Source organism: Streptacidiphilus albus JL83, from assembly GCF_000744705.1.
In the GTDB taxonomy this organism is placed as follows: Bacteria; Actinomycetota; Actinomycetes; order Streptomycetales; family Streptomycetaceae; genus Streptacidiphilus; species Streptacidiphilus albus.
On sequence record NZ_JQML01000001.1, the window covers coordinates 8,803,183 to 8,829,433 of the forward strand.

Here is a 26,251-nt window from a genome sequence, read left to right on the forward strand (position 1 = left end):
TCCCCACCGTCCCCGTCAATCGCACCACGGGTCAGCCGAACGGCAGGGGGCGGACGGAGAGCACGCCCTCGCGCGGTGTCAGCGGCATGTCCACCGACAGCAGGGCCTCCAGGTACTGCTCGCGGCGGATCGGCGAAGTGCCGAGCGCCGCTGTGTAGTCGTGCAGGACCTGAAGGTCGATCAGGTCCGCCTGGCCGAGCAGCCGGCGACTGAGGTCGGCGAAGGCCACCCGGGTCGCCCGCGGGCGTCGTTCGAACGCCGAGTCGACGCTGAAGACATTGCCCATGCCGATCCCGAAGAGGCCTGCGATCAGTCTGTCCTCGGACCAGACCTCGATGCTGTGCGACCAGCCGGCCCGGTGCAGGGCGATGAGCGAGGCACGGAGGTCGTCCGTGATCCAGGCGGCGTCGGCTTCGGCCCGGCAGGCGTCGAGGACCTCGGCGAAGGCGTGGTTGCCGGTGACGATCCAACGCGGGCCGTCGGACCGGCTGTGCCGCAGGTGCCCGGCCAGCTGGATCGACCCGACCCGCACCACTGGCCGCTCGGCCGGGTTCCACCAGGTGACCGCGTAGCCGTCATCGCTCTCGGCCGCAGGGAAGGCGGTGATCCGCCGGTCGGCGACATGCTGTTCGTAGAGGGTCCGCCTGGTGACTCCGGCCTGGACCGGCTGCTGCCGGGGGAAGGGGAAGGCGCCGTGGCGGTGGGCCTCCAGCAGGCGGTGGGGCTCGGTGGAGCCGCCGACCGCGATGGGTAGGTCGAGCGCGGCTGCGGAGAGATCGACCTGCTCCCAGGCCATCTCGCCCTTCAACGTGGGTCCTTCATGATCTTGTCCAAGGGATTGAGTGTGCGGATCGTCCAAGGCGGTGCCGTCGATCAGCCGTTGGCGGTGCCGCCGTCGGCCGGGGCGACGGTGCTGGTGGGCGCCGGAGTGGGGGTGGTGCCGTCCGCCTGGATGACGCAGGACTGGGCGCGGCCCGCGCAGTGGGCGGTCGTGCCGAGCGATGCCACCGTTGCTCCGGTGAGCGCCGCGAAGCCCAGGACCGTCATCGCCACGATCGACCGGGCCCGGGTCCAGGTGTTGTTCGCCATGTCCGTGTCTCCCTCATCCGCTTGTCCGCCTGCTGATGGACACAGCCTGGCCGCGGCGGAGGAGGGGGTCATACGTATGTCTCACCCATATTTGCGGGACGCGTACGCATTCGCCCACCCATGCCGTCCCGGAGTGGGTGGCTGCGACTCGGCCACGGCTCTGGCAGGGGCCGGAGCCTCATTGCCCGGGCGGCCCGCCGGGCCGGCGGAGTCCGCTGCAGAGGGGGCCGTAGCCGGTACGTGCCCGGTACGTGCCCGGTCCGGAACATGGGTGTCCGGTACGCATGTACGCCGTATCGGAAGCCCGTTGACTCTCTCCCAGCAGGCGAGCCGACCGGGGAACACACTGGGAGCGTAGAAAATGCTGACCACTCTGGGGATTGATTCCGTGGCCAAGAGCGTCTATCTGGCGATGGTGGCCCAGCCGCACGCGGAGATACCGAAGCTGGCCGAGGAACTGGACGAGAGCGACGACGCGATCGCCGGGGCGCTGGAGCAGCTGGCGAACCTGTCGCTGGTCGCCCCGGGCGCCGGCGCCACCGGATGGCTGCCGGTGGCGCCCGAGTTCGGCCTCGCCTCACTGCTCGCCCGGCAGCAGGCGGATCTGGCCCGGCATCAGCTCCAGGTCGACGACAGCCGGCGGGAGGTCGCTCAGCTGCTGGCCAGCCACGGCCGCCGCTCGCAGGGGCAGGTCCCCGGGGTGGAGTGGCTCTCCGGTGAGGCGGCGGTCTGGCAGCGGGTCGCCGAGCTGGCCGACGGCTGCCAGGAGGAGGCGCTCTCCCTGGGCCCGACGGAGCGGTTGACGGAGTCGGTCATCGAGGCCGCCCGGCCGGTGGACGAGGCCCTGCTCCGGCGGGGCGCGCGGTCGCGCTCGATCCTGCTGGAGAGTGCCCGCAACGACAACTCCTCCATGCCCTACCTGCGGTGGAAGATGGAGGCGGTCGGCGGTGTGCGGATGCTGCCGTCGCTGCCGGTATGGATGATGATGATCGACCACCGGTATGCCGTCGTGCCGGTCGCCAACGGCCGCTCGGTCGTGGGCGGCCTGGTCTGCACCGCCGAGTCGATCATCAGCGCGTTCGCGGCGCTGTTCGCCACGCTGTGGAAGGAGGCACTGCCGCTGACCGAGGCCCGCCCGCGCACCGGCGGCCGGCTCTCGCTCCAGGAGCAGCACATCCTCCGGCTCTGGGCTCAGGGCCTCACCGATGCCTCCGCGGCGCGGCAGATGGACGTCTCGCTGCGCACGGTGCGTCGGCTCTCCGACAAGCTCACCGAGCGGTTCGGTGCCCACAGTCGGTTCCAGCTCGGGGCGATGGCGATCGCCGAGGGCAGCATCCGCGCCGAGGACATGATCTGACGGTCGGTCCGGGTCGCCATCGGCCAGTGGCCGGACAAGGGATGTCCGGCCACTGGCTGCGCTGTGCTCCGGCGCCGACCGGCCCTGACTGGTGCGGCTCTGACTGGTGCGGCCCTAACTGGCCCGGCCGAACTGGGCCGAGAGCGAGGCCATCATGATCTCGGCCATGGCGGTGCCGAGTTGGGCCGGGGTGGGATTGCTGAAGAGGGTGCGGACGGGGAGGTCGATGCCGAGCGTCTTCCGGATGCGGCTGGTGACCTGGGTGGCGAGCAGGGAGTGCCCGCCGAGTTGGAAGAAGTTGTCGTGGATGCCGACGGGGTCGATGCCGAGCAGGTCGGACCAGATGGCGGTGAGTGCCCGCTCGACCGGGGTGCGCGGTGCGGTGTAGGCGGCGTCCAGTTCGGGCCGCTGGTGGTCGGGGGCGGGGAGGGCCTTGCGGTCGATCTTTCCATTGGGGGTCAGCGGCATTCGGTCCAGGACGACGAACGCCGCCGGGACCATGTAGTCGGGCAGGTGGCGCTGCAGGTGCGCGCGCAGCTCGCCGGCGGTCGGCCCGGACGGGTCGCTGCCGGGGGCCGGGACCAGGTACCCGACCAGGCGCTTGCCGCCGGGGGCGTCCTCGTGGACGACGACGGTGACGGCGGTGATGTCCGGGTGGGTGAGCAGGGTGGCTTCGATCTCGCCCAGTTCGATCCGGAAGCCGCGCAGCTTGACCTGGTTGTCGATCCGGCCCAGGAACTCCAGCTGCCCGTCCGGACGCCGGACGACCAGGTCGCCGGTGCGGTAGACGCGCCGGGTCGAGCCGTCGTGGCCCCGGTACTCGGGGAACTTCTGCGCGGTCAGCTCCGGCTGGTGGAGGTAGCCGCGGGCCAGCCCGGCGCCGCTGATGAGGAGCTCGCCGGGGACACCGACGGGGACCGGGCGGTTGTGCCGGTCCACCACGTGGACCTGGGCGTTGGCCATCGGGCGGCCGATCGGGGGGAGCGGGTCGCCGGGGGTGACCTCGGTGGAGGTGGCCAGCACGGTCGCCTCGGTGGGCCCGTAGAGGTTGACGACCCGGAACGGCAGGCGGACTCCGGCCGGCAGGCGCAGCTGGTCGCCGCCGGTGGCGATGTACTCGATGCTGCTGCCGTCCCAGGGGAGGGCCGCGAGGGCCTCCAGCATCGGGGTGGACAGGAAGGTGCCGCGGATGTGCTGGTCCTGGAGCCACTGCTGGAGCAGGGTGGGGGAGAGGCGGACGGAGTCGGTGGTGATGCAGCAGGTGGCTCCGGCGGCCAGGGCGGGCCAGAGCTCCAAGGCGGAGGCGTCGAAGGCGACCCCGGCGAGCAGGGCGACCCGGTTCCCCGGTTCCAGCGCGAAGGTGTCGAGCGTCCAGTGGACGAGGTTGACGAGGCTGCGGTGCTCGATCTGGACGCCCTTGGGCCGGCCGGTCGAGCCTGAGGTGTAGATGACGTAGGCCAGGTTGTCCGGTCCGGCGGCGGGGACGGGGTTGCCGGTGCCGTCGGTTGCGGGCCAGTCCTGGTCGACCAGCAGCCGGGGCACGCCGGACGGGAGCCGGTTCGCGTGGTCGGTGTGGGTGATGACCAGGGGCGCGGCGGTGTCCTCGATCATGTAGGTGAGACGGTCGACGGGGTTGCCCGGGTCGAGCGGGACGTAGGCGGCACCGGCCTTGAGGATGCCGAGGACGGCGCAGAGCAGTTCAGGGCTGCGGTCCAGGCAGACTGCGACCAGGCTGTCCGGAAGGACTCCGAGCCCGCGCAGGTGGTGCGCCAACTGGTTCGCGCGCTCGTTGACCTGGCGGTACGTCAGGATCGTCCCGGGGCTGTGCACGGCGACGGCGTCAGGGGCGGAGGCCACCCGCTGCTCGAAGAGCTGGTGGACGGTGGCGGTGTCGGGGTAGCGGGCGGCGGTGCGGTTCCACTCGACGGTGAGCTGCTGCCGCTCCGGCTCGGTGAGCATGTCCAGCTCGGACAGCGGGGCCCCCGGTGTCGCCGTGGCAGCAGCCAGCAGCGACCGGAAGTGTCCGACCAGACGGGTCACCGAGGCCTGGTCGAAGAGGTCGGTGCGGTACTCGACCGAGGCCCGTAGATCGCCCGCCGCTGCGTCGTGGACGGTGAGGGTCAGGTCGAACTTGGCGCTCGGAGCAGTGACCGTCCGGGGTTCGACGGTCAGTCCGGGGAGGTCCCAGGCGTGGGTGTCGGGGGTGTTCTGGAGGACGAACATGGTCTGGAAGAGGGGGTTGCGGGAGAGGTCGCGGTCGGGGGCCAGTTCTTCCACCAGTCGTTCGAAGGGCAGGTCCTGGTGGTCGTAGGCGCCCAGCGCGGTGTCCTTGACCCGGTCCAGTAGCTCGGTGAAGGTCGGGTCGCCGGACAGGTCGGTGCGCATGACCAGGGTGTTGACGAAGAATCCGATCATGTCCTCGATCTCGGCCCGGTTCCGGCCCGCGATCGGCGTCCCCACCGCGATGTCCTCCTGACCGCTGTACTTCGACAGCAGCAGCTGGAACACCGACAACAGCGTCATGAACAGACTCGCGCCACTGCCGGCGGCAGCCTCCCGCACCCGCTGCGCGATGTCGGCCGGGATGGTGAACAGCACGGTTCCGTCGTCGATGCGCTCTGCGGACCGCCGGTGCTGGTTGGGCAGTTCGAGGGGTTCCAGGCCGGTGAGGTGGTCGCGCCAGTAGCCGAGCTGCCGGTCCAGGGTGTCGCCGGTCAGCCACTGCCGCTGCCAGAGCGAGAAGTCGGCGTACTGCACCGGCAGCGCGGGCAGCACGGCCTCCCGCTGCTGGAGGGCGGCGCTGTACAGCTCCCGCAGTTCACGCGCCAGGATGGCCTCGGACCAGCCGTCGGCGACGATGTGATGGACCGTCAGCATCAGGTACTGGTCCTCGTCGGCGAGTCGGACCACGTCCGCGCGCAGCAACGGTCCGGCCGCCAGGTCGAACGGTCGGCGGCCCTCGGCCGCGACGAGCTGCAGGGCCGCGGCCTCGCGGGCGTCGGCGTCCGCGATGTCCCGCAGATCGTGCAGGGCGGGGGCCAGTGGCCCGGGCGGGTCGATGAGCTGCGCGGGCCGGCCGCTGTCGTCGGCGACGAACCGGGTCCGCAGGATCTCGTGCCGGGCCACCAGCGCGCTGAGCGCGGTCGCCAGCGCGTCGGTGTCGAGCAGGCCCTTGACGCGGAGCACGAAGGGGATCAGGTACTCGGCGCCTCCGGGCTTCAGCTGGTCGAGGAACCAGAGGCGTTGTTGGGCGAAGCTGAGGGGGGTGGGGTGTGGGTGTGGGTGGGGTGAGGGGTGTGGGGTGGTGGTTTGGGTGGGTGGGTGGTGTGGATGGTGGTGGCGAGTTGGGCGGGGGTGGGGTTGGCGAAGAGGGTGCGGAGGGGAGGTCGATGCCGAGGGTTTTGCGCAGGCGGCTGGTGACCTGGGTGGCGAGGAGGGAGTGTCCGCCGAGTTGGAAGAAGTTGTCGTGGATGCCGATGGGGTCGATGCCCAGGAGGTCGGTCCAGATGGTGGTGATGGTGGTTTCGGTGGGGTTGGTGGGGGCGGTGTAGCCGGTGTCGAGGTCGGGGCGGTGGTGGTCGGGGGCGGGGAGGGCTTTGCGGTCGATTTTTCCGTTGGGGGTGAGCGGGAGGGTGTCCAGGGTGGTGAAGGTGGCGGGGACCATGTAGTCGGGGAGGTGGTGCTGGAGGTGGGTGCGCAGGTCGGTGGTGGTGGGTGCGGTGCGGTCGGTGGGGACGAGGTAGGCGGCGAGGCGTTTGTCGCCGGGGGTGTCCTCGCGGACGGTGACGACGGCGGCGGTGACGGCGGGGTGGGTGAGCAGGGTGGCTTCGATCTCGCCGAGCTCGATGCGGTAGCCGCGCAGTTTGACCTGGTTGTCGATGCGTCCGACGAACTCCAGCTGTCCGTCCGGGCGCCACAGGGCCAGGTCCCCGGTCCGGTAGACCCGGTGGCTGGTCCCGGCGATCACCCGCTCGGTGAACCTCTCCCGCGACAGCTCCGGCTGGTTGAGATACCCCCGCGCCAACCCGGCTCCGCCGATGAGCAGTTCCCCGGGGATTCCCACCGGGACCGGGCGGTCGTGCCGGTCCACCAGATAGACGCTGGAGTTGGCGACCGGGCGTCCGATCGGCGGGACCGGGTCCCCCGGGGTGACCTCGGTCGAGGTCACCAGCACCGTGGCCTCGGTCGGGCCGTAGTTGTTGTAGACCCGGAACGGCAGCGGGGAGTCGGCCGGCAGGTGGAGTTGGTCGCCGCCGGTGAGGACGTAGTCGAGGGAGGTCGTGCTGTCCCAGGGAAGCGCGGCCAGGGCTTCGAGCATGGGCGTGGGCACGAAGGTGCCCCGGATCCCCTGCTCCTGGAGCCACTGCTGGAGCAGGGCGGGGGTGAGCCGGACGGTGTCGGTGGTGATGCAGCAGGTGGCCCCGGCGGCCAGGGCGGGCCAGAGCTCCCAGGCAGCGGCGTCGAAGCCGACCCCGGCGAGCAGGGCGACCCGGTCGCCGGGTGCGATGGCGAAGGTGGTGGCCGTCCAGTGGACGAGGTTGCCCAGGCTGCGGTGCTCGATCTGGACGCCCTTGGGCCGGCCGGTGGAGCCGGAGGTGTAGATGGTGTAGGCGAGGTCCTCCGGCCCGGCCCAGGGCTCGGGGTCGGTGACCGGCTGCCGGGCGACCACGGCCCAGTCCTGGTCGATCAGCAGCCTGGGGGTGGTGGCCGGCAGCCGGTCCGCATGCTCGCTGCGGGTGATCACCACCGGAGCGGAGGAGTCCTCGACCATGTAGCCGAGCCGGTCGGCGGGGTGGTCAGGGTCGAGCGGCACATAGGCTGCGCCGGCCTTCAGGACGCCGAGGAGCGCACAGATCAGCTCCGGGCTGCGGTCCAGGCACACGGCCACCAGCGCACCGGGGCCGACCCCCTGCGTGCGCAGCTGGTGTGCCAGCTGATTGGCCCGCTCATTGAGCCGACGGTACGTCAGTGACCGGCCGCCGTCGCGGACGGCGACCGTGTCGGGGTCGACCGCCACCCGCTGCTCGAAGAGCCGGTGCACGGTCGAGGTCTCGGGGTAGTCGGTGGCGGTGTCGTTCCAGTCGACCAGTATCTGCTGCCGCTCGGCGGCGGTCAGCAGCTCCAGCTCGGACAGCCGGGCCTGCGGGGTCGCGGCGACGGCCGCCAGCAGCGTCTGGAAATGTCCGGCCACGCGCTCCACGGTGGGCCCGTCGAACAGGTCGGTCGCGTAGACCAGGGTCCCGCCGAGGGAGCCGTCGCGCTGCTCGGTGAGGAACAGGGTGAGATCGAACTTGGCGTCCTGGGCCTCGACGCCGATGGGTTCGACGGTCAGTCCGGGGAGGCTCCAGGTGTGGGCGTCGGGGGTGTTCTGGAGGACGAACATGGTCTGGAAGAGGGGGTTGCGGGAGAGGTCGCGGTCGGGGGCGAGTTCTTCCACCAGTCGTTCGAAGGGCAGGTCCTGGTGGTCGTAGGCGCCCAGGGCGGTGTCCTTGACCCGGTCCAGTAGCTCGGTGAAGGTCGGGTCGCCGGAGAGGTCGGTGCGCATGACCAGGGTGTTGACGAAGAATCCGATCATGTCCTCGATCTCGGCCCGGTTGCGGCCGGCGATCGGCGTCCCCACGGCGATGTCCTCCTGGCCGCTGTACTTCGACAGCAGCAGCTGGAACACCGACAACAGCGTCATGAACAGACTCGCGCCGCTGCCGGTCGCGGTACTGCGCAGCCGACCGGTGAGCTCCTCGGGGACGGTGAACGTCAGTACCCCGCCATCACTGCTGCGGACCGGTGGGCGACGGCGGTCGGTCGGCAGCTCCAGCGGCTCCAGGCCCGTGAGCACACCGCGCCAGTAGCCCAGCTGGCGGTCCAGCAGGTCACCGGCGAGCCATTCCCGCTGCCGGACCGAGAAGTCGGCGTACTGCACCGGCAGGGCGGGCAGCCGGGCCCCGCGCTGCTCCAGCGCGGCCGCGTAGTGCTCGTGCAGCTCCCTGGCCAGGATGCCCTCCGACCAGCCGTCGGCGACGATGTGGTGCACGGTGACCAGCAGGTAGTGGTCCTCGTCGGCGATCCGGGCGAGCACCGCGCGCAGCAGCGGTCCGGTGGCCAGGTCGAACGGGCGGACGGCCTCGGTTTCGAGCAACCGCCGCGCCGCGCTCTCGCGCTCCGCGTCGTCGCCGACGCCGCGCAGGTCGTGCAGGCCGGCCGCCACGGGCCAGGGGCCGTCGACGATCTGCTGAGGACGGCCGTCCTCGTCGGCGACGAACCGGGTCCGCAGGATCTCGTGCCGGGCCACCAGTGCACTCAGCGCGGTCTCCAGCACGGCGGTGTCCAGCGGGCCGCGCACGCGCAGTCCGAAGGGGATCACGTACTCGGCGCTGCCGGGCGCCAGTTGGTCGAGGAACCAGAGCCGCTGCTGGGCGAAGGAGAGCGGCAGCGGGCCGTCCGTGCGCGGGGCCGGCGTGATCGCGCCGAGCCCGGCGCCGGCGTCCGCGCCGCCGACGGCGGCGGCGAGCAGGGCCGGCGTGGGTGCGTCGAAGAGGGCGCGGACCGGCAGGTCGACGCCGAGGTCCTGGCGCAACCGGGAGGTGACCCGGGTGGCGAGCAGGGAGTGCCCGCCCAGCTCGAAGAAGTTGTCGTGGACGCCGAGCGAGTCGATGCCCAGCACCTCGCACCAGATGGCGGTGACGGCGGCTTCGGTGGCGGTGGTGGGGGCGGCGTAGCCGCTGTCGAGGTCGGGTCGGTGGTGGTCGGGGGCGGGCAGGGCCCTGCGGTCGATCTTTCCGTTGGGGGTCAGCGGGAGCCGGTCCAGCGTGGTGAAGGAGGCCGGGACCATATGGCCGGGGAGGTCCCGCAGCAGGTGTGCGCGCAGGTCGCCGATGGTGGGCGCGGTCTCGTCGGCGGGGACGAGGTAGGCGGCGAGGCGCTTGTCGCCGGGGGTGTCCTCGCGGACGGTGACCACGGCGGCGCCGACGCCTGGGTGGGTGAGCAGGGTGGCTTCGATCTCGCCCAGCTCGATCCGGTAGCCGCGCAGCTTCACCTGGTCGTCGATGCGGCCCAGGAACTCCAGCTGCCCGTCCGGACTCCAGCTGACCAGGTCGCCGGTGCGGTAGACGCGGGCACCGGGCTCGGTGGAGAACGGATGCGCGACGAACCGGGCCTCGGTCAGCTCCGGCCGGTTGAGGTAGCCCCGGGCCAGTCCGGCCCCGCCGATGAGCAGCTCGCCGGGCACCCCGACCGGGACGGCCCGGTTGTGCCGGTCGACCACGTACACGGTGCAGTTGGTGATCGGTGCGCCGATCAGCGGGAGGCTCTCGCCGGTGGTGGTCCCGGCCGAGGTGACCAGGACCGTGCATTCGGTGGGCCCGTAGTTGTTGACCACCCGGAACGGCAGTGCGCCCTCCTCGGGGAGGTGCAGCTGGTCGCCGCCGGTGAGCAGGTATTCGAGGCTGCTGTCGGCGCTCCAGGGGAGGGCGATCAGGGCTTCGAGCATCGGGGTGGGGACGAAGGTGCCGCGGATGGACTGGTCCTGGAGCCACTGCTGGAGCAGCGGCGGGCTGGTGCGGACGGTGTCGGGGGTGATGCAGCAGGTGGCTCCGGCGGCCAGCGCGGGCCAGAGCTCCCAGACGGCGGCGTCGAAGCCGACCCCGGCGAGCAGGGCCACCCGGTCCGCCGGGCGCATCCCGAAGTTCCCGACCGTCCACTGGATGAGGTTGACCACGCCCTGGTGCTGGATCTGCACACCCTTCGGCCTGCCGGTGGAGCCGCTGGTGTAGATGACGTAGGCGAGGTCCTGCGCGGTCGCGGCCGGGGCCGGGTCGTCGGCCGGCTGATCGGCCGGGGTCGGCCAGTCGCGGTCGGTCAGCAGGCGCGGCGTCGAGCCGGGGAGCAGCTGTGCGAGCCGGGTGTCGGTGACCACCAACGGGGCGGCGCTGTCCGCCAGCATGTAGGCGAGCCGTTCGGCCGGGTAGTCGGGGTCCAGCGGGATGTATGCGGCGCCCGACTTGAGGATCCCGAGCAGCGCGCAGATCATGTCCGGGCTGCGGTCGAGGCAGACGGCGACCAGGCTGCCCCGGCCGATGCCCCGGTCGAGCAGGTGGTGGGCAAGCAGGTTGGCGCGCTCGTTGAGCGCGCGGTAGCTCAGCTCGCCGGTCCCGGTGGAGAGGGCCACCGCCTCGGGGTGCAGGGCGGCGCGCTCCTCGACCAGCTGGTGCACGGTCTTGGTGTCGGCGAAGTCACCGGCGGTGTCGTTCCACTCGACCAGGATCTGCCGCCGCTCGGACTCGGTGAGCATGTCCAGTTCGGAGAGGCGGGCGCCGGGCTCGGCCGCGGCGGCGGCCAGCAGCGTCCGCAGGTGACCGACCAGCCGCTGGGCCGCGGGCCGCTCGAACAGGCCGGGCCGGTAGCGCAGCGTCGCGTGCAGGCCCTCGGCGGTCTCGGTGACCTCCAGGGCCAGCTCCGCGTCCTCCGCTCCCTCGGCGCCGCCGGTCAGGACGGATCCGCCGTCCGCCCGGCGCAGCGCGAACGCCGGGTGGCGGCGCAGGTCGCAGCCGTCCGGGAACGCCTCGGCCAGTTGTGCGAGCGGCAGCTGCTGCGGACCGGCCGCCGCGAGGACGTCGCGCACCTGATCCACCAGCCCGGTGAAGGCGGGGTCCCCGGCCAGGTCGGTGCGGACGATCACACCGGCGCGGACGGCGACGTCCTGCCGGCCGGTGTAGCGGGCCAGCAGCAGCTGGTACGCCGACAGCAGGGCGACGGACAGGTCCGCACCCCGGTCGGCCGCGATCCGGGTCAGTCGGCCGGCGAGGCCGGAGGGGAGGTCGAAGGCGATCGTTCCGCCTGCGAGGGGCGACCCGGACCGGCGACGGTCAGTGCGCAACTCCAGCGGCTCAAGGCCCGCCAGTGTCTGCTTCCAGTAAGCCAACCGGTGATCGGTCACCGTCTCACTCCCCACATCGTCGGTCCTGCGTCGGTCATACGGCGACGCTAGGCGGCCCTCGCGGACGGCCCCAGTGGTCGGAAGTGCCAAGCCGGCCGGTGGTCACAACTACCCAGTTCCGGGCGGCGGTTGCGCTGGACACCATGAGATCCGTCGCTGGTGGACACCCTGGTGGACACCGGAGCCTGTCAACGAGAGAGGTAGGTCGGCTGTGCCGCGTCAGCAGCCCCCGAGCATCGAGCGCCCACCCCGCGTCGTGCTCAGTACGATCCCGTCCGATTCGCACACCTGGAACCTGCTGTTCCTGCAGCTGCTGCTGGAGGAGCACGGCTGCGACGTCGCCAATCTCGGCGCCTGTGTCCCGGTGGAGACCCTGGTCCGCGAGTCGGTGCAGTACCTGCCCGACCTGATCGTGGTGAGCACCGTCAACGGGCACGGTCTCCACGAGGGCCTGGACATCGCCTGGGCCGTCCGCGGCAGCAAGGAGCTGCGGCACGTCCCGCTGGTCATCGGCGGCAAGATCGACACGTCCGGATCGCAGACAGCGGCGGACTTCGGACCGTTGCTGGACGCGGGATTCGACGCGGTGCTGGTCGGCGGGACCGCGGTGCCGGACCTGCTCTCGCTGCTCGACCGGCTCCCCCCGGCGGAACCGGCTGCGGCCCCGCAGAGAGCCTACGCCGATGCCAACGTCTGAGCCCGCGGCCCCCGGTGGCGCCTTCCACGACTTCCTGGAGGCGGCCCGCCGCCGCGGCGACCTGGTCGTCCAGCCGCGGATGGGATTCAGCGACACCGCCCGGATGCGGGCGGGGCTGATCGCCACCAGGAACGCGGATGCCGTCACCGTCGGCACCCTGACGCTGGACAGCTTCACCCGGGTCGGGGACTTCGCCGCCGCCGACCGTGCGCTGCGCCAGGGCCGGCCCCTCAACGGCTACCCGATCGTCAGTCACTCCACGTCCACGACGAGGACCATGGTCGAGGGGGTGTCCGGGCCCGGGTTCCCGATTCAGGTCCGGCACGGGTCGCCGCTGCCGGGCCGGATCTTCGACGCCCTGATCGACGCCGGGATCGACGCCACGGAAGGCGGACCGATCTCCTACTGCCTGCCCTACAGCCGCACCCCGGTGCAGAAGTCGGTGGAGGCGTGGAAGGAGGCCTGCGGCAAGCTCGCCTCGCTGCGGGACCGGGGCGTGGAGCCGCACCTGGAGAGCTTCGGCGGCTGCATGCTCGGGCAGCTGTGCCCGCCCTCGCTGCTGATCGCCATCACGGTGCTGGAGGGCCTGTTCTTCCGCCAGCACGGGATCCGCAGCCTCTCGCTGAGCTACGCCCAGCAGACCAGTGCCGAGCAGGACGAGGAGGCTGTGCTCGCGCTGCACGAGATCGCGGCCGACCTGCTGCCGAACGCCTCCTGGCACGTGGTGGTCTACGCCTACATGGGCCTGTACCCGAGCACGGAGTCCGGAGCGCTGGGGCTGGTCGCCGACGCGGCCAGGCTGGCGGTGCGGACCGGTTCGACCCGACTGATCGTCAAGACCGCTGCGGAGGCCTCGCGGATCCCCACCATCGCGGAGAACACGACCGCGTTGGAGGTGGCCGCCGCCGCGGCGAGGGTCACCGGCCGGCGCAGGCCGCCGAGCGCGGGGACGGGCATCGGGGACGAGGCCCGGGCGATCATCGACGCGGTCCTGGACCTCAACGACGACATCGGCAAGGCGCTGGTGCAGGCCTTCGCCCAGGGCTACCTGGACGTCCCGTACTGCCTGCACCCGGACAACGCCGGCCGCACCCGCAGTGCCATCTCCGACCGCGGACACCTGGAGTGGTCCCGGACCGGCTCACTGCCGATCGCCCACCTGGCGCCGGCCCGGCGGTCGGCCCAGCTGACCTCCTCCCGCCTGCTGCAGGCCCTCAGTTACGTCAAGAACCGCTACGACGAAGCCGCGACCGTCGGCTCCCCCCGTCAATTCGAACTGACCTAGGACCGGACATGACCATTCAGGCAGACCGCCCGCTCACCCCGGGCACCCAGATCCTTCCCTCCCCCCGCACGCACCTGGCCGACCCCCGTACCCGGGCGACGCTGCGGATCCAGCAGACGCTGCTGGCCGGTGCCCGCGAGTTCCTGCGCGCCGGCGAGGCCGTGGAGATGGGGCACCCCATCATCGGCCCGGTCACCGACCCGGGTTCGCGCGGTGCCAAGCAGGCGGACATCGACTACTACGGGCACCACTACAAGCTGATGACCAGCGCCATCCTCTACAAGCAGGCCTCGCTGCTGGCATTCGACCGGATCTTCCTGATAGCGCCGAACGTCAGACTGGAGCCCATCGAGACCAGTTCCACCCGGCGACACCTCACCGAGTTCCGGCAGATCGACGTCGAGGTCGCCCGGGCCACCCGCGACGACGCCATGGACCTGGTCGAGGGCGTGGTCCGGCACGCGGTCACCAAGGTGCTCACCGAGAGCGCGGACGACCTGGCGGTGCTGGAGCGCGACCCGGAGGTCCTGCGGGCCTTCGTGGCCAAGCCGTTCGCCCGGGTCCCGCACGGGGAGGTGGTCGAGCAGCTGCGCGGCGGCGGTTATCCGCAGGCGGCCGGCACCGAGATCGAGTGGGAGGCCGAGGAGATCATCTCCCGGGAGGCCCCGGCACCGTTCTTCATCGTCGGCTACCCGAAGGGCTCCCGGGGCTTCTACGACAAGGAGAGCACGACGGAGCCGGGGACGCTGCTGAACTTCGACCTCATCGCCCCGGAGGGCTGCGGCGAGATCTGCAGCGGCAGCGAGCGGGAATTCGAGTACGTCAAGATCATCACCCGGATGCGGGAGACCGGCGAGAACCCGTCGAAGTACGCCTGGTACCTCGACGTGGTGCGCAACGGCATCCCGAACAGCGCCGGCTTCGGGATCGGCGTCGAGCGCCTCACCCGCTGGGTGACCGGACTGGACTCGGTGTGGCAGGCGACGGCCTTCCCCAAGCTGGCGGGGGTCGTGTCGCCGTGACCTACCTCAACGCACCCGGATTCCCCGAGGACGCCGTACGGCGCCGCGCACGCGAGGGCGCAGCCGCCCTCTTCCCCCCACTGGAGGACTACGGCACCGCCGTCTACGGCGCCGACCCCGCTGACCGGGCGTCAGCACCCGAGGACGGGATCGACGCACTGAGGCTGGCCCCGCCGGTCTTCATGCCGGGCCGGCTCGCCGAACTGATCGAACTGGGACGCGAACCGCTGTACTCCGACGTCCGCCTGCAGTCCGAGTTCGGCGGGCTCCGCTCGCCGCTGCCCGTCTACATCTCGGCGCTCGGCTCCACCCGGGTCGCCGGCGGCAGCCTGGCCATCAGCCGCCAGGCCGGCCGGATCGGCCTGCCGATGATCATCGGTGAGAACGTCGCGCCGATGAACGGCTTCCGCGCCGGCGGCGACGACCAGCGCAAGGGCCTGCTGGAGCGGATCCAGGCCTATGTCGAGGAACTGCCCGACGGCCTCGGCGGCCTGTGCGTCCAGCAGAGCACCGAGGACGCCAACTCCGAGGTGTGGAACCAGGTCTACAGCGACCCGGCAGTCGACCGGCTGATCACCACCGGCCGGCTGGTGTTCGAGATGAAGGTCGGGCAGGGCGCCAAGCCCGGCCTGGGCGGCCTCACCATGATCAACGAGGGCGCGGTGGCCGGGCTGGACGACCAGTACGCCATCGAGCGGCTCGGCGAGGGCGGCACCGTCCTGCGGGCCTCCTCCCCGGGCACCTTCACCGAGGAGATCTTCCGCCAGCAGATCCATCTGATGCGCAACAACTATCCGCGTGCCCGCTGCTGGGTCAAGCTCTTCCCCGGCCGCGACGTCGGACAGGCGGCGAGCGTCGCCTGGAGGGCCGGGGCGGACGCGGTCACCGTCGACGGCGCCGAGGGCGGGACCGGCTGGGCCCCCACCTCGTTCCTCGACCACGTCGGCCTCCCGCTCGCCGAGTGCCTGAGCCGGGTCGATCCCGGTGAGGGCACGCTGCTCGCCAGCGGCCGGGTGTGGAGCGGGCCGCGCGCGGTCAAGCTGCTGGCCCTGGGCGCGTCGGCGGTGGGCCTGGGCCGGGCGGCGCTGGTGGCCGTCGACGAGGACCCCGAGGCGGGACTCGAACGGCTGCTCCGCGCCCTCGGGCTGGAGATGAGGATGCTCATCAGCTCGCTGGGGAAGTACGCGCCGGGCGAGCTCGGCGCAGAGGACCTGTGGTCGCCCTTCGCACACGCCCGCCACGGGGACATGAACGGCCGCTCCAGCCACCTCAGCACCACGCTTCGGGCGTAGACGGAGGCTCCGACATGATTTATGACAACGCGTACGACATCGTTACCGACGACATCTTCTTCCACCTGCCCCGACTGGCCCAGGACGCGGATGTCTTCCTCAAGATCGAAGGACTGAACCCGGCCGGGTCGGTCAAGCTGAAGACCGCGCTGAGCCTGATCGAGGACGCCGAGAAGCGCGGCCGGCTGGCGCCCGGCGCCCGGATCATCGAGTCCTCCTCCGGGAACCTGGGCATCGCCCTGAGCTCGATCTGCGCCGCGAAGGGCTACTTCTTCACCTGTGTCGTCGACCCCAACGCCTCCACCACCAGTACCGCCCACATGCGCGCCCTCGGCGCCCAGGTCGTCGTCGTGGACAACGTCGACGGCAACGGGGGCTACCTCCAGTCGCGCATCTCCTACATCCAGCAGCGCACCGCCCGCGACCCGGGGATGGTCTGGCTCAACCAGTACGCCAATCCGGCCAACCCCCGCGCGCACTACGAGCAGACGGCGCGCAACCTGCTCAAGGAACTGCAGCAGATCGACTACCTGTTCGTCGGCGCCGGGACGACCGGCACGTTCGTCGGCTGCGCCGAGTACCTGCGCGAGTACTCGCCCGAGACCCGGATCATCGCGGTCGACGCCCGCGGCTCGGTGACCTTCGGCGCGAAACCGGGCCGCCGCTGCATCCCGGGCCTGGGTGCGAGCCGCAGACCGGAGCTGTGCCGGCCGGAGCTGGCCGACGAGATCGTCTTCGTCGCCGAGGAGGACGCGGTCCGGGAGTGCCGGCGGCTGGCCCGCGAGCACGGTCTGCTGGTCGGCGGCTCCACCGGTTCGGTGCTGTCGGCCATCCGGCACTACCACGCGGGTTTTCCGGCAGCCAGCAGGGTCGCGGCCATCTCCCCCGACCTGGGGGAGCGCTACCTGCGGACCGTCTACGACGACGAGTGGGTCGGCGCGCAGTTCGGCTCCCTGTTGTACCCGCCGGCGGTGCCGATGCCCGCGCTGGCGCCCGTCCTGTCCTGACCGACCCCCCACCGAGCGAAAGGCAGAGCCGATGTCGTCATTCCACGTGATCGACGGAAAGATCGCGCAGGGGGTCGTCGCCGCCTCCCCGTCGACGATCATGGAGATCGTCAGGGACACCTATCTCCGCCACAGCGCGGGGGAGACGGTGAACCCCAACAGCTACTTCCTGCGGTTCCCGGACAAGCCCGACTGCCGGATCATCGCGCTCCCCGCCCACCTCGGTGGCGAGCAACCGGTGTCCGGGCTGAAGTGGATCGCCAGCTACCCGCCCAATGTCGGACGGAACCTGCCCCGTGCCTCCGCCGTCCTCATCCTCAACGACGCCGAGACCGGCTACCCGTTCGCCTGCCTGGAGGCCTCGCAGATCAGCGCCGCGCGGACCGCCGCCTCCGCCGCGCTGGCCGTGGAGACGCTCGCCCCCCACGACGGCCCCCGCACCGTCCTGTTCGTCGGCGCCGGGGTGATCGGCCGGACCGTGTCCGACTTCCTCGCCGCCCGTGACCTGGACGTCAAGGACTGCCTGGTGCACGACCACGTCGAGGGCTACGCGCAGACGTTCTCCACCTATCTGCGCGACACCCACGGCTGGTCGGCGCGGTACGAGCCCGACATCGACTCCGCGCTGGCGACGGCGGACATCATCGTGCTGGCCACCACCGCGCCCGCCCCGTGGCTCTGCGACGAGCAGACCCTGCGGCCGGACCAGCTGATCCTCAACCTGTCGCTCCGCGATGTGCACCCCACCGTGATGATCAACTGCCACAACGTCCTCGACGACCTGGACCACTGCCTGACCGCGCAGACCTCGCCGCACCTGACCGAGATCGAGTACGGGCACCGGGACTTCATCGACGGCACCCTCGCCGAGGTCCTGCGCGGCGACGTGGTGATCACCCAGGACCGCCCGACCATCTTCTCCCCGTTCGGCCTCGGCGTGCTCGACCTCGCCGTCGGCTGCCACATCTACCGGGCCGCCCGGGAGCAGGGGCAGGCCACCGAGATCCCCGGGTTCTTCCCCGAACTGTCGCGCTGGTGACCGGCGCCTCCACCCCTCAACCGGAACGGACGTAGAACCATGACCACGGAGACCACGGAGACCACGGAGAGCCCGGCTGCTCCCGGAGCACGATCACTGCGCGGCCTGGTCGGCATGCTCGCGGCCAACGCCTCGGCCCTGTCGGCCAACCGGGTGCTGGCGATCGCACTGCCCTGGTTCGTGCTGACCACCACCGGCAGCATCGGCAAGACCGGCCTGGTGGCCTTCTGCCAGGTCGGACCGTATGTCATAGCGCAGGCCCTGTCCGGCCCGATCATCGACCGGGTCGGCCCGAAGAAGATCAGCGTCATCGGCGACACGGTGTCCATGACCGCCATGGCGGTGGCCCCGCTGCTCTACCTCAGCGGGCAGCTCTCCTTCGGCGTCCTGCTGGCCCTGATGGCCGTCGTCGGCATCGCCGACGGTCCGGCCAACGGCGCCAAGGGGCTCTTCCTGCCCTCCGCCACCCGCGCCGCCCGGGTGTCGTTCGAGCGCGGGACCGGGCTGGCCGGCGCGGTCGAACGCACCGCCACCACCGCCGGTCCGGCCGTCGCCGGTGTGGTCGTCGCCTCCTTCGGCAGCGTCTACGCGCTGTGGGTCACCGCCGCCCTGTTCGGACTCTCGGCCCTGATCGTCTCGACCACCCTGACCAACCCGGTCCCCGAGCCCCACGAGAAGCCCGCCGACGACTCGGCGAGCTACCTCACCCGGCTGCGCGAGGGAGCCGACTTCCTGCGCAGCGCGGGCCTGCTGCGCTCCATGATCGGCATGCTCGCCGCGACCAACCTGCTGGACCAGGCCTTCATGTCGGTCCTGCTCCCGGTGTGGGCCAAGGAGTCGGGCAACGGCCCGACCGCGATCGGACTGGTCGTCAGCGTCTTCGCCGCCACCTCCATCGTCGCCGCGCTGGTGGCCGCCGCGGTGGCCGAGCGGCTGCCCCGCCGCCAGGTCTACCTGATCGGCTTCGTCATCGGCGGGATCCCGCGCTTCGTCGCAATGGCGGCGGGTGTTCCGCTGTGGGCGGTCCTGGGGGTGCTCGCGGTCGGCGGGCTCGGCTCCGGGTTCATCAATCCGATCATCGGCGCGGTGACCTACGAGCTGATCCCGATCGGGCTGCTCGGGCGGGTGAAGACCCTCGCCCAGGCGGTGACCTGGGCCGGCATCCCCTTCGGCGGCCTGGTCGGCGCCGGGCTGGTGACCGCCGCCGGGCTGACCCCGGCACTGTGGGTCGTCGGCGGGCTCTACCTGGTGGCGATCGTCGTCCCGGGCATGAGCAAGGAGTGGGCCGGCATGCGCAAGCAGCAGGCCCCCGCCGCCGGCTCGCCCGCGCAGGAGTCGGACGCCATGCAGTCGGACGCCGTGCAGTCGGACGCCACGCAGCCGATCGACGGACAGTCGGACGCCACGCAGCCGGTCGCCACGCAGCTGGTCGACGAACAGCGGGCCGTCGATCAGCCGGCCACAGAGATGGCCAGGGTCTGAGGCCCTCGCGGTTCGGCCCCGGCTCGGCCGAGGACCACGTGCAGCCATCGGCGCCCGGCGCCGGGGCGGCTCGTGGTCCCGCCGGTACGGGGGCGGGGCGAAGGGGGCCGCGGGGCGCCCGTGACCTGCGAGGACACCGTCGCGGTCAGAAGCTGCCACGGCCGCTCGGGTGAAAGTAACCAGTTATCTCGTCAAATCAGCCCTGCCAGCATCGATATCAGGCGGCCGAAGGGGCCGGACCTGAGCCGGTCGATGACGAGAACTGGTGGACGCATGATGACGAATGCTGGTGCGGGTCCCCTCCTGGGCACGGGGACGGCGCCCGACGAGCTTTCCCCGGCGGAGATGCGCGTTGCCGGGATATGGCAGGAGCTGCTCGGAATCGAGGCGGTGGGCGCCGAAGCCGACTTCTTCGCCCTCGGCGGTGACCGCGCCCTGGCCGAGGAAATGGCCCGGCGGGTGGAGCATGAATTCGGCACCGAATTCCGGGCCGAATCCGCGGCTGTTCCGCTGACGGTGCGTTCGATATCCTCCTTCCTCGCCGAGCAGGCCTTCCTCCGCGCCCGGCTCATGTTCGCGGAGAGCATCGGCACCGACACCGACACGGCCGCGACGACCACCTGGACCTCGCCGGAGGAACCCGCCATCCCCGCCGCCGTCCGCGACGGCAGCCCGCTCCCGCTGTCCTTCGCGCAGCAGCGGCTGTGGTTCCTCGACCAGCTCGAACCCGGCCGCGCCGAGTACCTGATCCCGATCGGGCTGCGCATCCACGGCCCGCTGGACACCACGGCCCTGGCAACAGCGCTGACCGGCCTGTCGGCCCGGCACGAGTCCCTGCGGACCCGGTTCGTCGCCGACGGCGACGGCCACCCGGCCCAGATCGTCGACGAGCCGCGACCGGTCGTCCTCGACCTCCGCGACCTGCGCCACCTCGACGTCGGCCTCCGCGAGGGGACGGCCGCGCGGATGGTCGACACCGACGCGTTCCAGCCGGTGGACCTCGCCACCGGGCCGGTGCTGCGGGCCATCCTGATCCGGTCGGCCGACGAGGAGTACATCCTCGCGGTCACCGTGCACCACATCGTCTTCGACGGCTGGTCGGCGGGAATCCTCTCCCGCGAGCTCACCGAGCTCTACACCGCGGCCCTTGCGGCGCGTCAGCCGCAGCTGCCGGAACTGCCGCTCCAGTACCCGGACTTCTCGGTCTGGCAGCGGCAGTGGCTCACCGGTGACATCCTCGACGGCCAGCTCGGCTACTGGCGCGACCAGCTGACCGGCATCGAGCCGCTGGAGCTGCCCACCGACCACCGGCGGCCCGCACAGCGCAGCGGCCAGGGCGCCGCCCTCACCTTCGGCATCCCCGCCGACATCGCCGAACGGGCCAGGGAGGCTGCCGCCGGCAGTGGCGCGAGTCTGTTCATGACGCTGTTGTCGGTGTTCCAGCTGCTGCTGTCGAAGTACAGCGGTCAGGAGGACATCGCGGTGGGGACGCCGATCGCGGGCCGGAACCGGGCCGAGATCGAGGACATGATCGGATTCTTCGTCAACACCCTGGTCATGCGCACCGACCTGTCCGGCGACCCGACCTTCACCGAACTCCTGGACCGGGTCAAGGACACCGCCCTGGGCGCCTACGACCACCAGGACCTGCCCTTCGAACGACTGGTGGAAGAACTCGCCCCCGACCGCGACCTCTCCCGCAACCCGCTCTTCCAGACCATGTTCGTCCTCCAGAACACCCCCGACACCCACACCTGGAGCCTCCCCGGACTGACCGTCGAACCCATCGGCGTCGAGGCCCAGGACGCCAAGTTCGACTTCACCCTCTACCTGACGGAAACGCCCGGCGGCGGCCTCGACGGGATGATCGTCTACACCACCGACCTGTTCGACGAGCCCACCATGGAGCGCCTGGCCGGCCACTTCCGCAGCCTGCTGGACGCCGCCACGGCTGCCCCCGGCACCCGGCTGTCGCAGCTGGAGCTGCTCACCGACGCGGAGCGGCAGCAGATCCTGGTGGACTGGAACGGCGTCGCCACCGACGCGCCGGACCGGCTGACCATCCACCAGCTGATCGAGGAACAGGCCGGCCTGCGCCCGGACGCGCTGGCGGTCACCTGCGGGGCCGGATCGCTCAACTACCGGGAACTCAACGAACAGGCCAACCAGTTGGCGCACAGCCTGCGCGAACGGGGGGTCGGGCCCGGCTCGCTGGTGGCCCTGTGCCTGGACCGCAGCCCGGAGATGATCTCCGTCCTGCTCGGCATCCTCAAGAGCGGCGCGGCCTATGTGCCGCTCGATCCCGACTACCCGACCGACCGGCTGTGCTACATGGTCGAGGACTCGGCCACCCCGCTGGTGATCACCTCCAGCGCCCATGCTGACCGGCTGCCGGCCACCACCCCCAGGCTGCTGATCGACCGGGACCGGGCCGTGGTCGCCCGGCAGCCGGTCACCGACCCCGAGCCCTGGGCCGGGCCGGAGGACCTCGCCTACACCATCTACACCTCCGGCTCCACCGGCCGGCCCAAGGGCGTCCAGATCGAGCACGGAGCCCTACGAGCCCGGATGCGCGAGACCCGGCGGGAGCTCGAACTGACCCACCACGACCGGGTCCTGCAGTTCGCCTCGATCGCCTTCGACTCCTCGGTCGGCCAGATGTTCGCAGCACTCAGCTGCGGTGCCGCCCTGGTGCTGCGCGAGGACCGGTTCGACCCGTCCACCCTCGCCGAGCTGCTCCGGACCTCCCGGGTGACCGTCGCCTGGCTCACCCCGTCTGCCTTCTCCGCCCTGACCGCCCAGTTGGACGGCACCGAGGCACTGGGACCGGACCTGCGGCTGGTCCGCCTCGGCGGAGAGGCGCTCCAGCTCGAACAGGTCAGGCAGTGGTTCGAGCACTCCTCCGTCCCACTGGTGAACGGCTACGGACCCACCGAGGCCGCGCAGGAGGCGTCCACGGCACGGATCACCGGGACACCGGAGTTCGTCCCGGTCGGTCGGCCCGTCCGCAACGCCCGGGTCTTCCTCGTCGACCGGCACGGCCTGCCCGTGCCGGTGGGCGTCCCGGGCGAGATCTGGATCAGCTGCGCCGGGTTGGCGCGGGGGTATCTCAACCAGCCGGAGCTGTCGCGGGAGAGGTTCACCGAGCGGGTGGTCGCCGGGACCAGCCACCGGGTCTACCGGACCGGGGACCTGGCCCTGTGGCGCCCGGACGGACAGCTGGAGTTCGTCGGACGCATCGACAACCAGGTCAAACTGCGCGGCTACCGCATCGAGCTCGGCGAGATCGAAGCCACCCTGCTCACCCACCCCGCCGTCACCGCCGCCGTCGTCACCGTCCGCGAGGACACCCCCGGCGACAAACGCCTCGCCGCCTACCTCGTCCCCACCGACCGGACCACACCCACCACCACCGACCTGCGCACCCACCTCCAGCACCACCTCCCCGACTACATGGTCCCCGCCACCTTCACCACCCTGGACACCCTCCCGCTCACCCCCAACGGAAAAATCGACCGCAAAGCCCTCCCCGCCCCCGACCACCACCGCCCCGACCTCGACACCGGCTACACCGCCCCCACCAACCCCACCGAAACCACCATCACCACCATCTGGACCGACCTCCTGGGCATCGACCCCATCGGCATCCACGACAACTTCTTCCAACTCGGCGGACACTCCCTCCTCGCCACCCAGGTCACCAGCCGCATCCGCAAAACCCTCGGCATCGACCTCCCCCTCCGCACCCTCTTCGCCAACCCCACCCCCGCCCAACTCGCCACCACCATCCACACCACCCACCCCACCACCCCCCACACCCCCCTCACCCCCACCCCCCACACCCACACCCCCACCCCCCTCAGCTTCGCCCAACAACGCCTCTGGTTCCTCGACCAGCTGGAACCCGGGCGGGCGGAATACCTGATGCACTGCCCGCTCCGGCTGACCGGCCCGCTCGACGCCGACGCGCTTCGCGCCGCCTTCACCGCGCTCGTCGCCCGGCACGAGATCCTGCGGACCCGGTTCGTCGCCGACGACGACGGCGAGCCCGTGCAGACCGTCGACGAGCCGGGACCGGCCACGCTCGCCTGCCACGACCTGCGCACCATCACCGAGGCCGGCGCCCGGGAGGTCGCCGCCCGGCGCATCGTCGACGCCGACGGGCTCCGCCCGGTCGACCTCGCCACCGGGCCGCTGCTGCGGGCCACACTGGTGCAACTGGCCGACGAGGACTGGATCCTCGCGATCACCGTGCACCACATCGCCTTCGACGGCTGGTCGGTGGCCATCCTCTCGCGCGAACTCACCGAGCTGTACGACGCGGCGGCGACGGCCCGCGACCACGCCCTGCCCGCGCTCCCGGTGCAGTACGCCGACTACGCGGTCTGGCAGCGGCAGTGGCTCACCGGCGACACCCTGGACCGGCAGCTCGGCTACTGGCGCGACCACCTCACCGGCCTGGAACCGCTGGAACTGCCCACCGACCACCGGCGGCCCGCCGAACGCAGCGGCCAGGGCGCCATGGTCCCCTTCACCGTCCCCGCCGACGTCGCGCAGCGGGTGCGGGAGGCCGCCGGCGGCAGCGGCGCGAGCCTGTTCATGACGCTGTTGTCGGTGTTCCAGCTGCTGCTGTCGAAGTACAGCGGCCAGGAGGACATCGCGGTGGGGACGCCGATCGCCGGCCGGAACCGGGCCGAGATCGAGGACATGATCGGATTCTTCGTCAACACCCTGGTCATGCGCACCGACCTCTCCGGCGACCCGACCTTCACCGAACTCCTGGACCGGGTCAAGGACACCGCCCTGGGCGCCTACGACCACCAGGACCTGCCCTTCGAACGACTGGTGGAGGAACTCGCCCCCGACCGCGACCTCTCCCGCAACCCCCTCTTCCAGACCATGCTCGTCCTCCAGAACACCCGCGACAGCAAGGGCTGGGAACTGTCCGGCCTGACCGTCGAACCCCTCACCAGCGCCGCCCACGATGCCAAGTTCGACCTGGCGATGTACCTCGCGGAGGCCGCTGACGGCACTCTCGACGGGGCCGTCGTCTACACCACGGACCTGTTCGCCGAACCCACCGTGGCCCGGCTGGTCGGCCACTTCCAGAACCTGCTGCTCGCCGCCGCCGACCGGCCCGGTGCCCGGCTGTCCGAACTGGAGATGCTCACCGCGGCCGAACGCGAGCAGATCCTCGTCGAGTGGAACCACACCGCGACCGACTACCCCGACACCGCCACCATCCACCGACTGTTCGAGGAGCGCGCCCGGCTCAGCCCGGACGCCGTCGCCGTGACCTGCGGCCCGGACACCCTGACCTACCGCCGGCTCAACGAGCGGTCCAACCAGTTGGCCCACCACCTGCGCGACCGGTACGGCATCGGCCCGGACATCCCGGTCGGCGTGTGCCTCGACCGGAGCCCGGACATGGTCTGCGCCATCCTCGGCATCCTCAAGGCCGGCGGCGCCTACGTCCCGCTCGACCCGGAGCACCCGGACGACCGGCTCGCCTACCTGGTCGAGGACACCGCCACTCCGCTCGTCATCACCCAGGCCAGCCACGCCGACCGGCTGCCGACCGGCACCGCCTGCCTGGCCCTGGACCGCGACTGGCCCGCCATCGCCGAGCGGCCGGTCACCGACCCGGCGCCGGTCGCCGGACCCCACGACCTGTCCTATGTCATCTACACCAGCGGCTCCACCGGCAGGCCCAAGGGCGTACGGATCGAGCACCAGGGCGTCGTCAACTACCTCGCCGGCATGCAGGACGAGTTCCCCATCTCCGCCGGAGAGGGGTTCCTCCAGGCCACTCCGCTCTCCTTCGACGTGTCTGCCTACGAGATCTTCTGGCCGCTGTGGCGCGGTGGGAACGTCGTCCTGGTACCCGGGGCCGAACGCCTGGACATGGGGTCTGTCACCCGGCTCATGCGCGAGCACCGCATCGTCGGGCTGCACTTCGTGCCCAGCCTGCTGGACCTGTTCGTCTCCGAGGCCAGGCCCGAGGACTGCGCCCACCTGCGGTACGCGTTCTGCAGCGGCGAACCCCTCCAGCCGGCCCTGGTACGCCGGTTCGTGGAGCGGCTGCCCGGGGACCTGATCAACCTCTACGGCGCCACCGAGGTCTCGGTGGACACCACGTTCTGGCGCGCCTCCCGAACCGATCCCCAGGGTCCGGTACTGGCCGGACGGCCGATGATCAACCAGACCGTCTACATCCTCGACCGGGCCGGGCGACTGGTACCGCCGGGCGTCCTGGGCGAGGTCCACCTCGGCGGCGCCAGCGTCGGACGCGGCTACCACAACCGTCCCGAGCTGACCGCCGAACGGTTCCTCGCCGACCCCTTCGCCGAACCGCCCGCCGACCGGCCGCAGGCCAGGATGTACCGCACCGGCGACCTCGGCAGGTTCACCGCCGCCGGCGAACTGGACCTGCTCGGCCGGGTCGATCGCCAGGTCAAGCTGCGCGGCGTCCGCATCGAACTCGGCGAGATCGAAGCCACCCTGCTCACCCACGGGGCCGTCGGCACCTGCGCCGTCGTCGTCCGCGAGGACACCCCCGGGGACAAGCGACTGACCGCCTACTGCGTCCCCGCACCCGACCAGCCGCTCGACCTGGCGGCGCTCCGAGGCTGGTGCGGCGGGATACTGCCACGCGCCCTGATGCCCTCCGCCTTCGTGGCCCTCGACGCACTGCCGCTCAATTCGAACGGCAAGGTCGACCACAGGGCACTGCCCTCGCCCGACGGCGAAGGCGTGGAGACCGGCACTGAATTCGTCGCACCGCGCGACGAGATCGAGACGGCGCTCGCGGAAATCTGGTCCAAGGTCCTGGGAGTCGAGCGGGTCGGAATCCACGACAGCTTCTTCGACCTCGGCGGCCATTCCCTCCTCGCCACCCGTCTGGTCAACCAGGTGGAAATCCTGACCGGTGTGCGGGTGAGCCTGCGAAAGATGTTCCTGGAACCCACGATCATCGGCATCAAGAATCAGCTCATCGAATTGTTCGACAAGCAGGACGAGATCTCCCGCTAATCCCCCTCCCGACTTGC

12 protein-coding genes and 1 pseudogene are annotated in these 26,251 nt (G+C 71.3%); 9 read left to right on the forward strand and 4 right to left on the reverse strand.

Features of this window, described 5'->3' with window-relative positions; translation table 11 throughout:
• Positions 1–31: 31 nt before the first annotated feature.
• Together BS75_RS38275 and BS75_RS38280 are read right to left on the reverse strand one after the other, a co-directional pair.
• Positions 32–808, reverse strand: a complete 777-nt coding sequence (locus tag BS75_RS38275) for a leucyl/phenylalanyl-tRNA--protein transferase (RefSeq protein WP_034091515.1) — start codon at positions 806–808, stop codon at positions 32–34.
• Between the two features lie 65 nt (positions 809–873).
• Entirely contained in the window at positions 874–1,089 is a 216-nt protein-coding gene (locus BS75_RS38280) for a hypothetical protein (protein ID WP_034091516.1), read from the reverse strand.
• Between the two features lie 361 nt (positions 1,090–1,450).
• Here BS75_RS38280 and BS75_RS38285 point away from each other — a divergent pair, with 361 nt between their 5' ends.
• A complete protein-coding gene (locus tag BS75_RS38285) occupies positions 1,451–2,446 on the forward strand; it encodes a helix-turn-helix transcriptional regulator (protein WP_042439330.1) in 996 nt (331 codons plus the stop codon).
• Between the two features lie 114 nt (positions 2,447–2,560).
• Here the strand turns inward: BS75_RS38285 and BS75_RS47340 are convergent, their stop codons facing one another.
• Together BS75_RS47340 and BS75_RS51740 are read right to left on the reverse strand one after the other, a co-directional pair.
• Complete coding sequence (locus BS75_RS47340) at positions 2,561–5,668, reverse strand: non-ribosomal peptide synthetase (protein ID WP_081983465.1); 3,108 nt, start codon at positions 5,666–5,668, stop codon at positions 2,561–2,563.
• 214 nt (positions 5,669–5,882) lie between these two features.
• Positions 5,883–11,393, reverse strand: a pseudogene (locus BS75_RS51740) (amino acid adenylation domain-containing protein); the annotation flags it as partial.
• 241 nt (positions 11,394–11,634) lie between these two features.
• Between BS75_RS51740 and BS75_RS38300 the strand changes: the two are divergent.
• The 8 genes from BS75_RS38300 to BS75_RS38335 all read left to right on the forward strand — a co-directional run bounded on the left by BS75_RS38300 (position 11,635) and on the right by BS75_RS38335 (position 26,234).
• On the forward strand, positions 11,635–12,075 hold the full coding sequence (locus tag BS75_RS38300) for a cobalamin B12-binding domain-containing protein (protein ID WP_231608015.1): 441 nt from the start codon (positions 11,635–11,637) through the stop codon (positions 12,073–12,075).
• Positions 12,062–13,360 carry a methylaspartate mutase gene (locus tag BS75_RS38305; protein ID WP_034091517.1) on the forward strand — a complete coding sequence of 433 codons (1,299 nt, stop codon included), beginning with the start codon at positions 12,062–12,064 and terminating at the stop codon, positions 13,358–13,360. Before BS75_RS38300 ends, BS75_RS38305 begins: the two co-directional genes overlap by 14 nt.
• An 8-nt stretch (positions 13,361–13,368) precedes the next feature.
• A complete protein-coding gene (locus BS75_RS38310; RefSeq protein ID WP_034091518.1) occupies positions 13,369–14,382 on the forward strand; it encodes an asparagine synthetase A in 1,014 nt (337 codons plus the stop codon).
• The gene (locus tag BS75_RS38315; protein ID WP_042440959.1) at positions 14,379–15,674 is read left to right on the forward strand and encodes a glutamate synthase-related protein; all 1,296 of its coding nucleotides are present in this window, start codon (positions 14,379–14,381) and stop codon (positions 15,672–15,674) included. The genes BS75_RS38310 and BS75_RS38315 overlap by 4 nt, the downstream gene beginning before the upstream one ends.
• Positions 15,675–15,688: 14 nt before the next feature.
• A complete protein-coding gene (gene sbnA, locus BS75_RS38320) occupies positions 15,689–16,681 on the forward strand; it encodes a 2,3-diaminopropionate biosynthesis protein SbnA (RefSeq protein WP_034091519.1) in 993 nt (330 codons plus the stop codon).
• 31 nt (positions 16,682–16,712) lie between these two features.
• On the forward strand, positions 16,713–17,720 hold the full coding sequence (gene sbnB, locus BS75_RS38325) for a 2,3-diaminopropionate biosynthesis protein SbnB (protein ID WP_034091520.1): 1,008 nt from the start codon (positions 16,713–16,715) through the stop codon (positions 17,718–17,720).
• A 39-nt stretch (positions 17,721–17,759) separates the two neighbouring features.
• On the forward strand, positions 17,760–19,202 hold the full coding sequence (locus BS75_RS38330; protein ID WP_174515108.1) for an MFS transporter: 1,443 nt from the start codon (positions 17,760–17,762) through the stop codon (positions 19,200–19,202).
• A 273-nt stretch (positions 19,203–19,475) separates the two neighbouring features.
• A complete protein-coding gene (locus BS75_RS38335) occupies positions 19,476–26,234 on the forward strand; it encodes a non-ribosomal peptide synthetase (RefSeq protein ID WP_197092000.1) in 6,759 nt (2,252 codons plus the stop codon).
• The last annotated feature ends 17 nt before the right edge of the window (positions 26,235–26,251 follow it).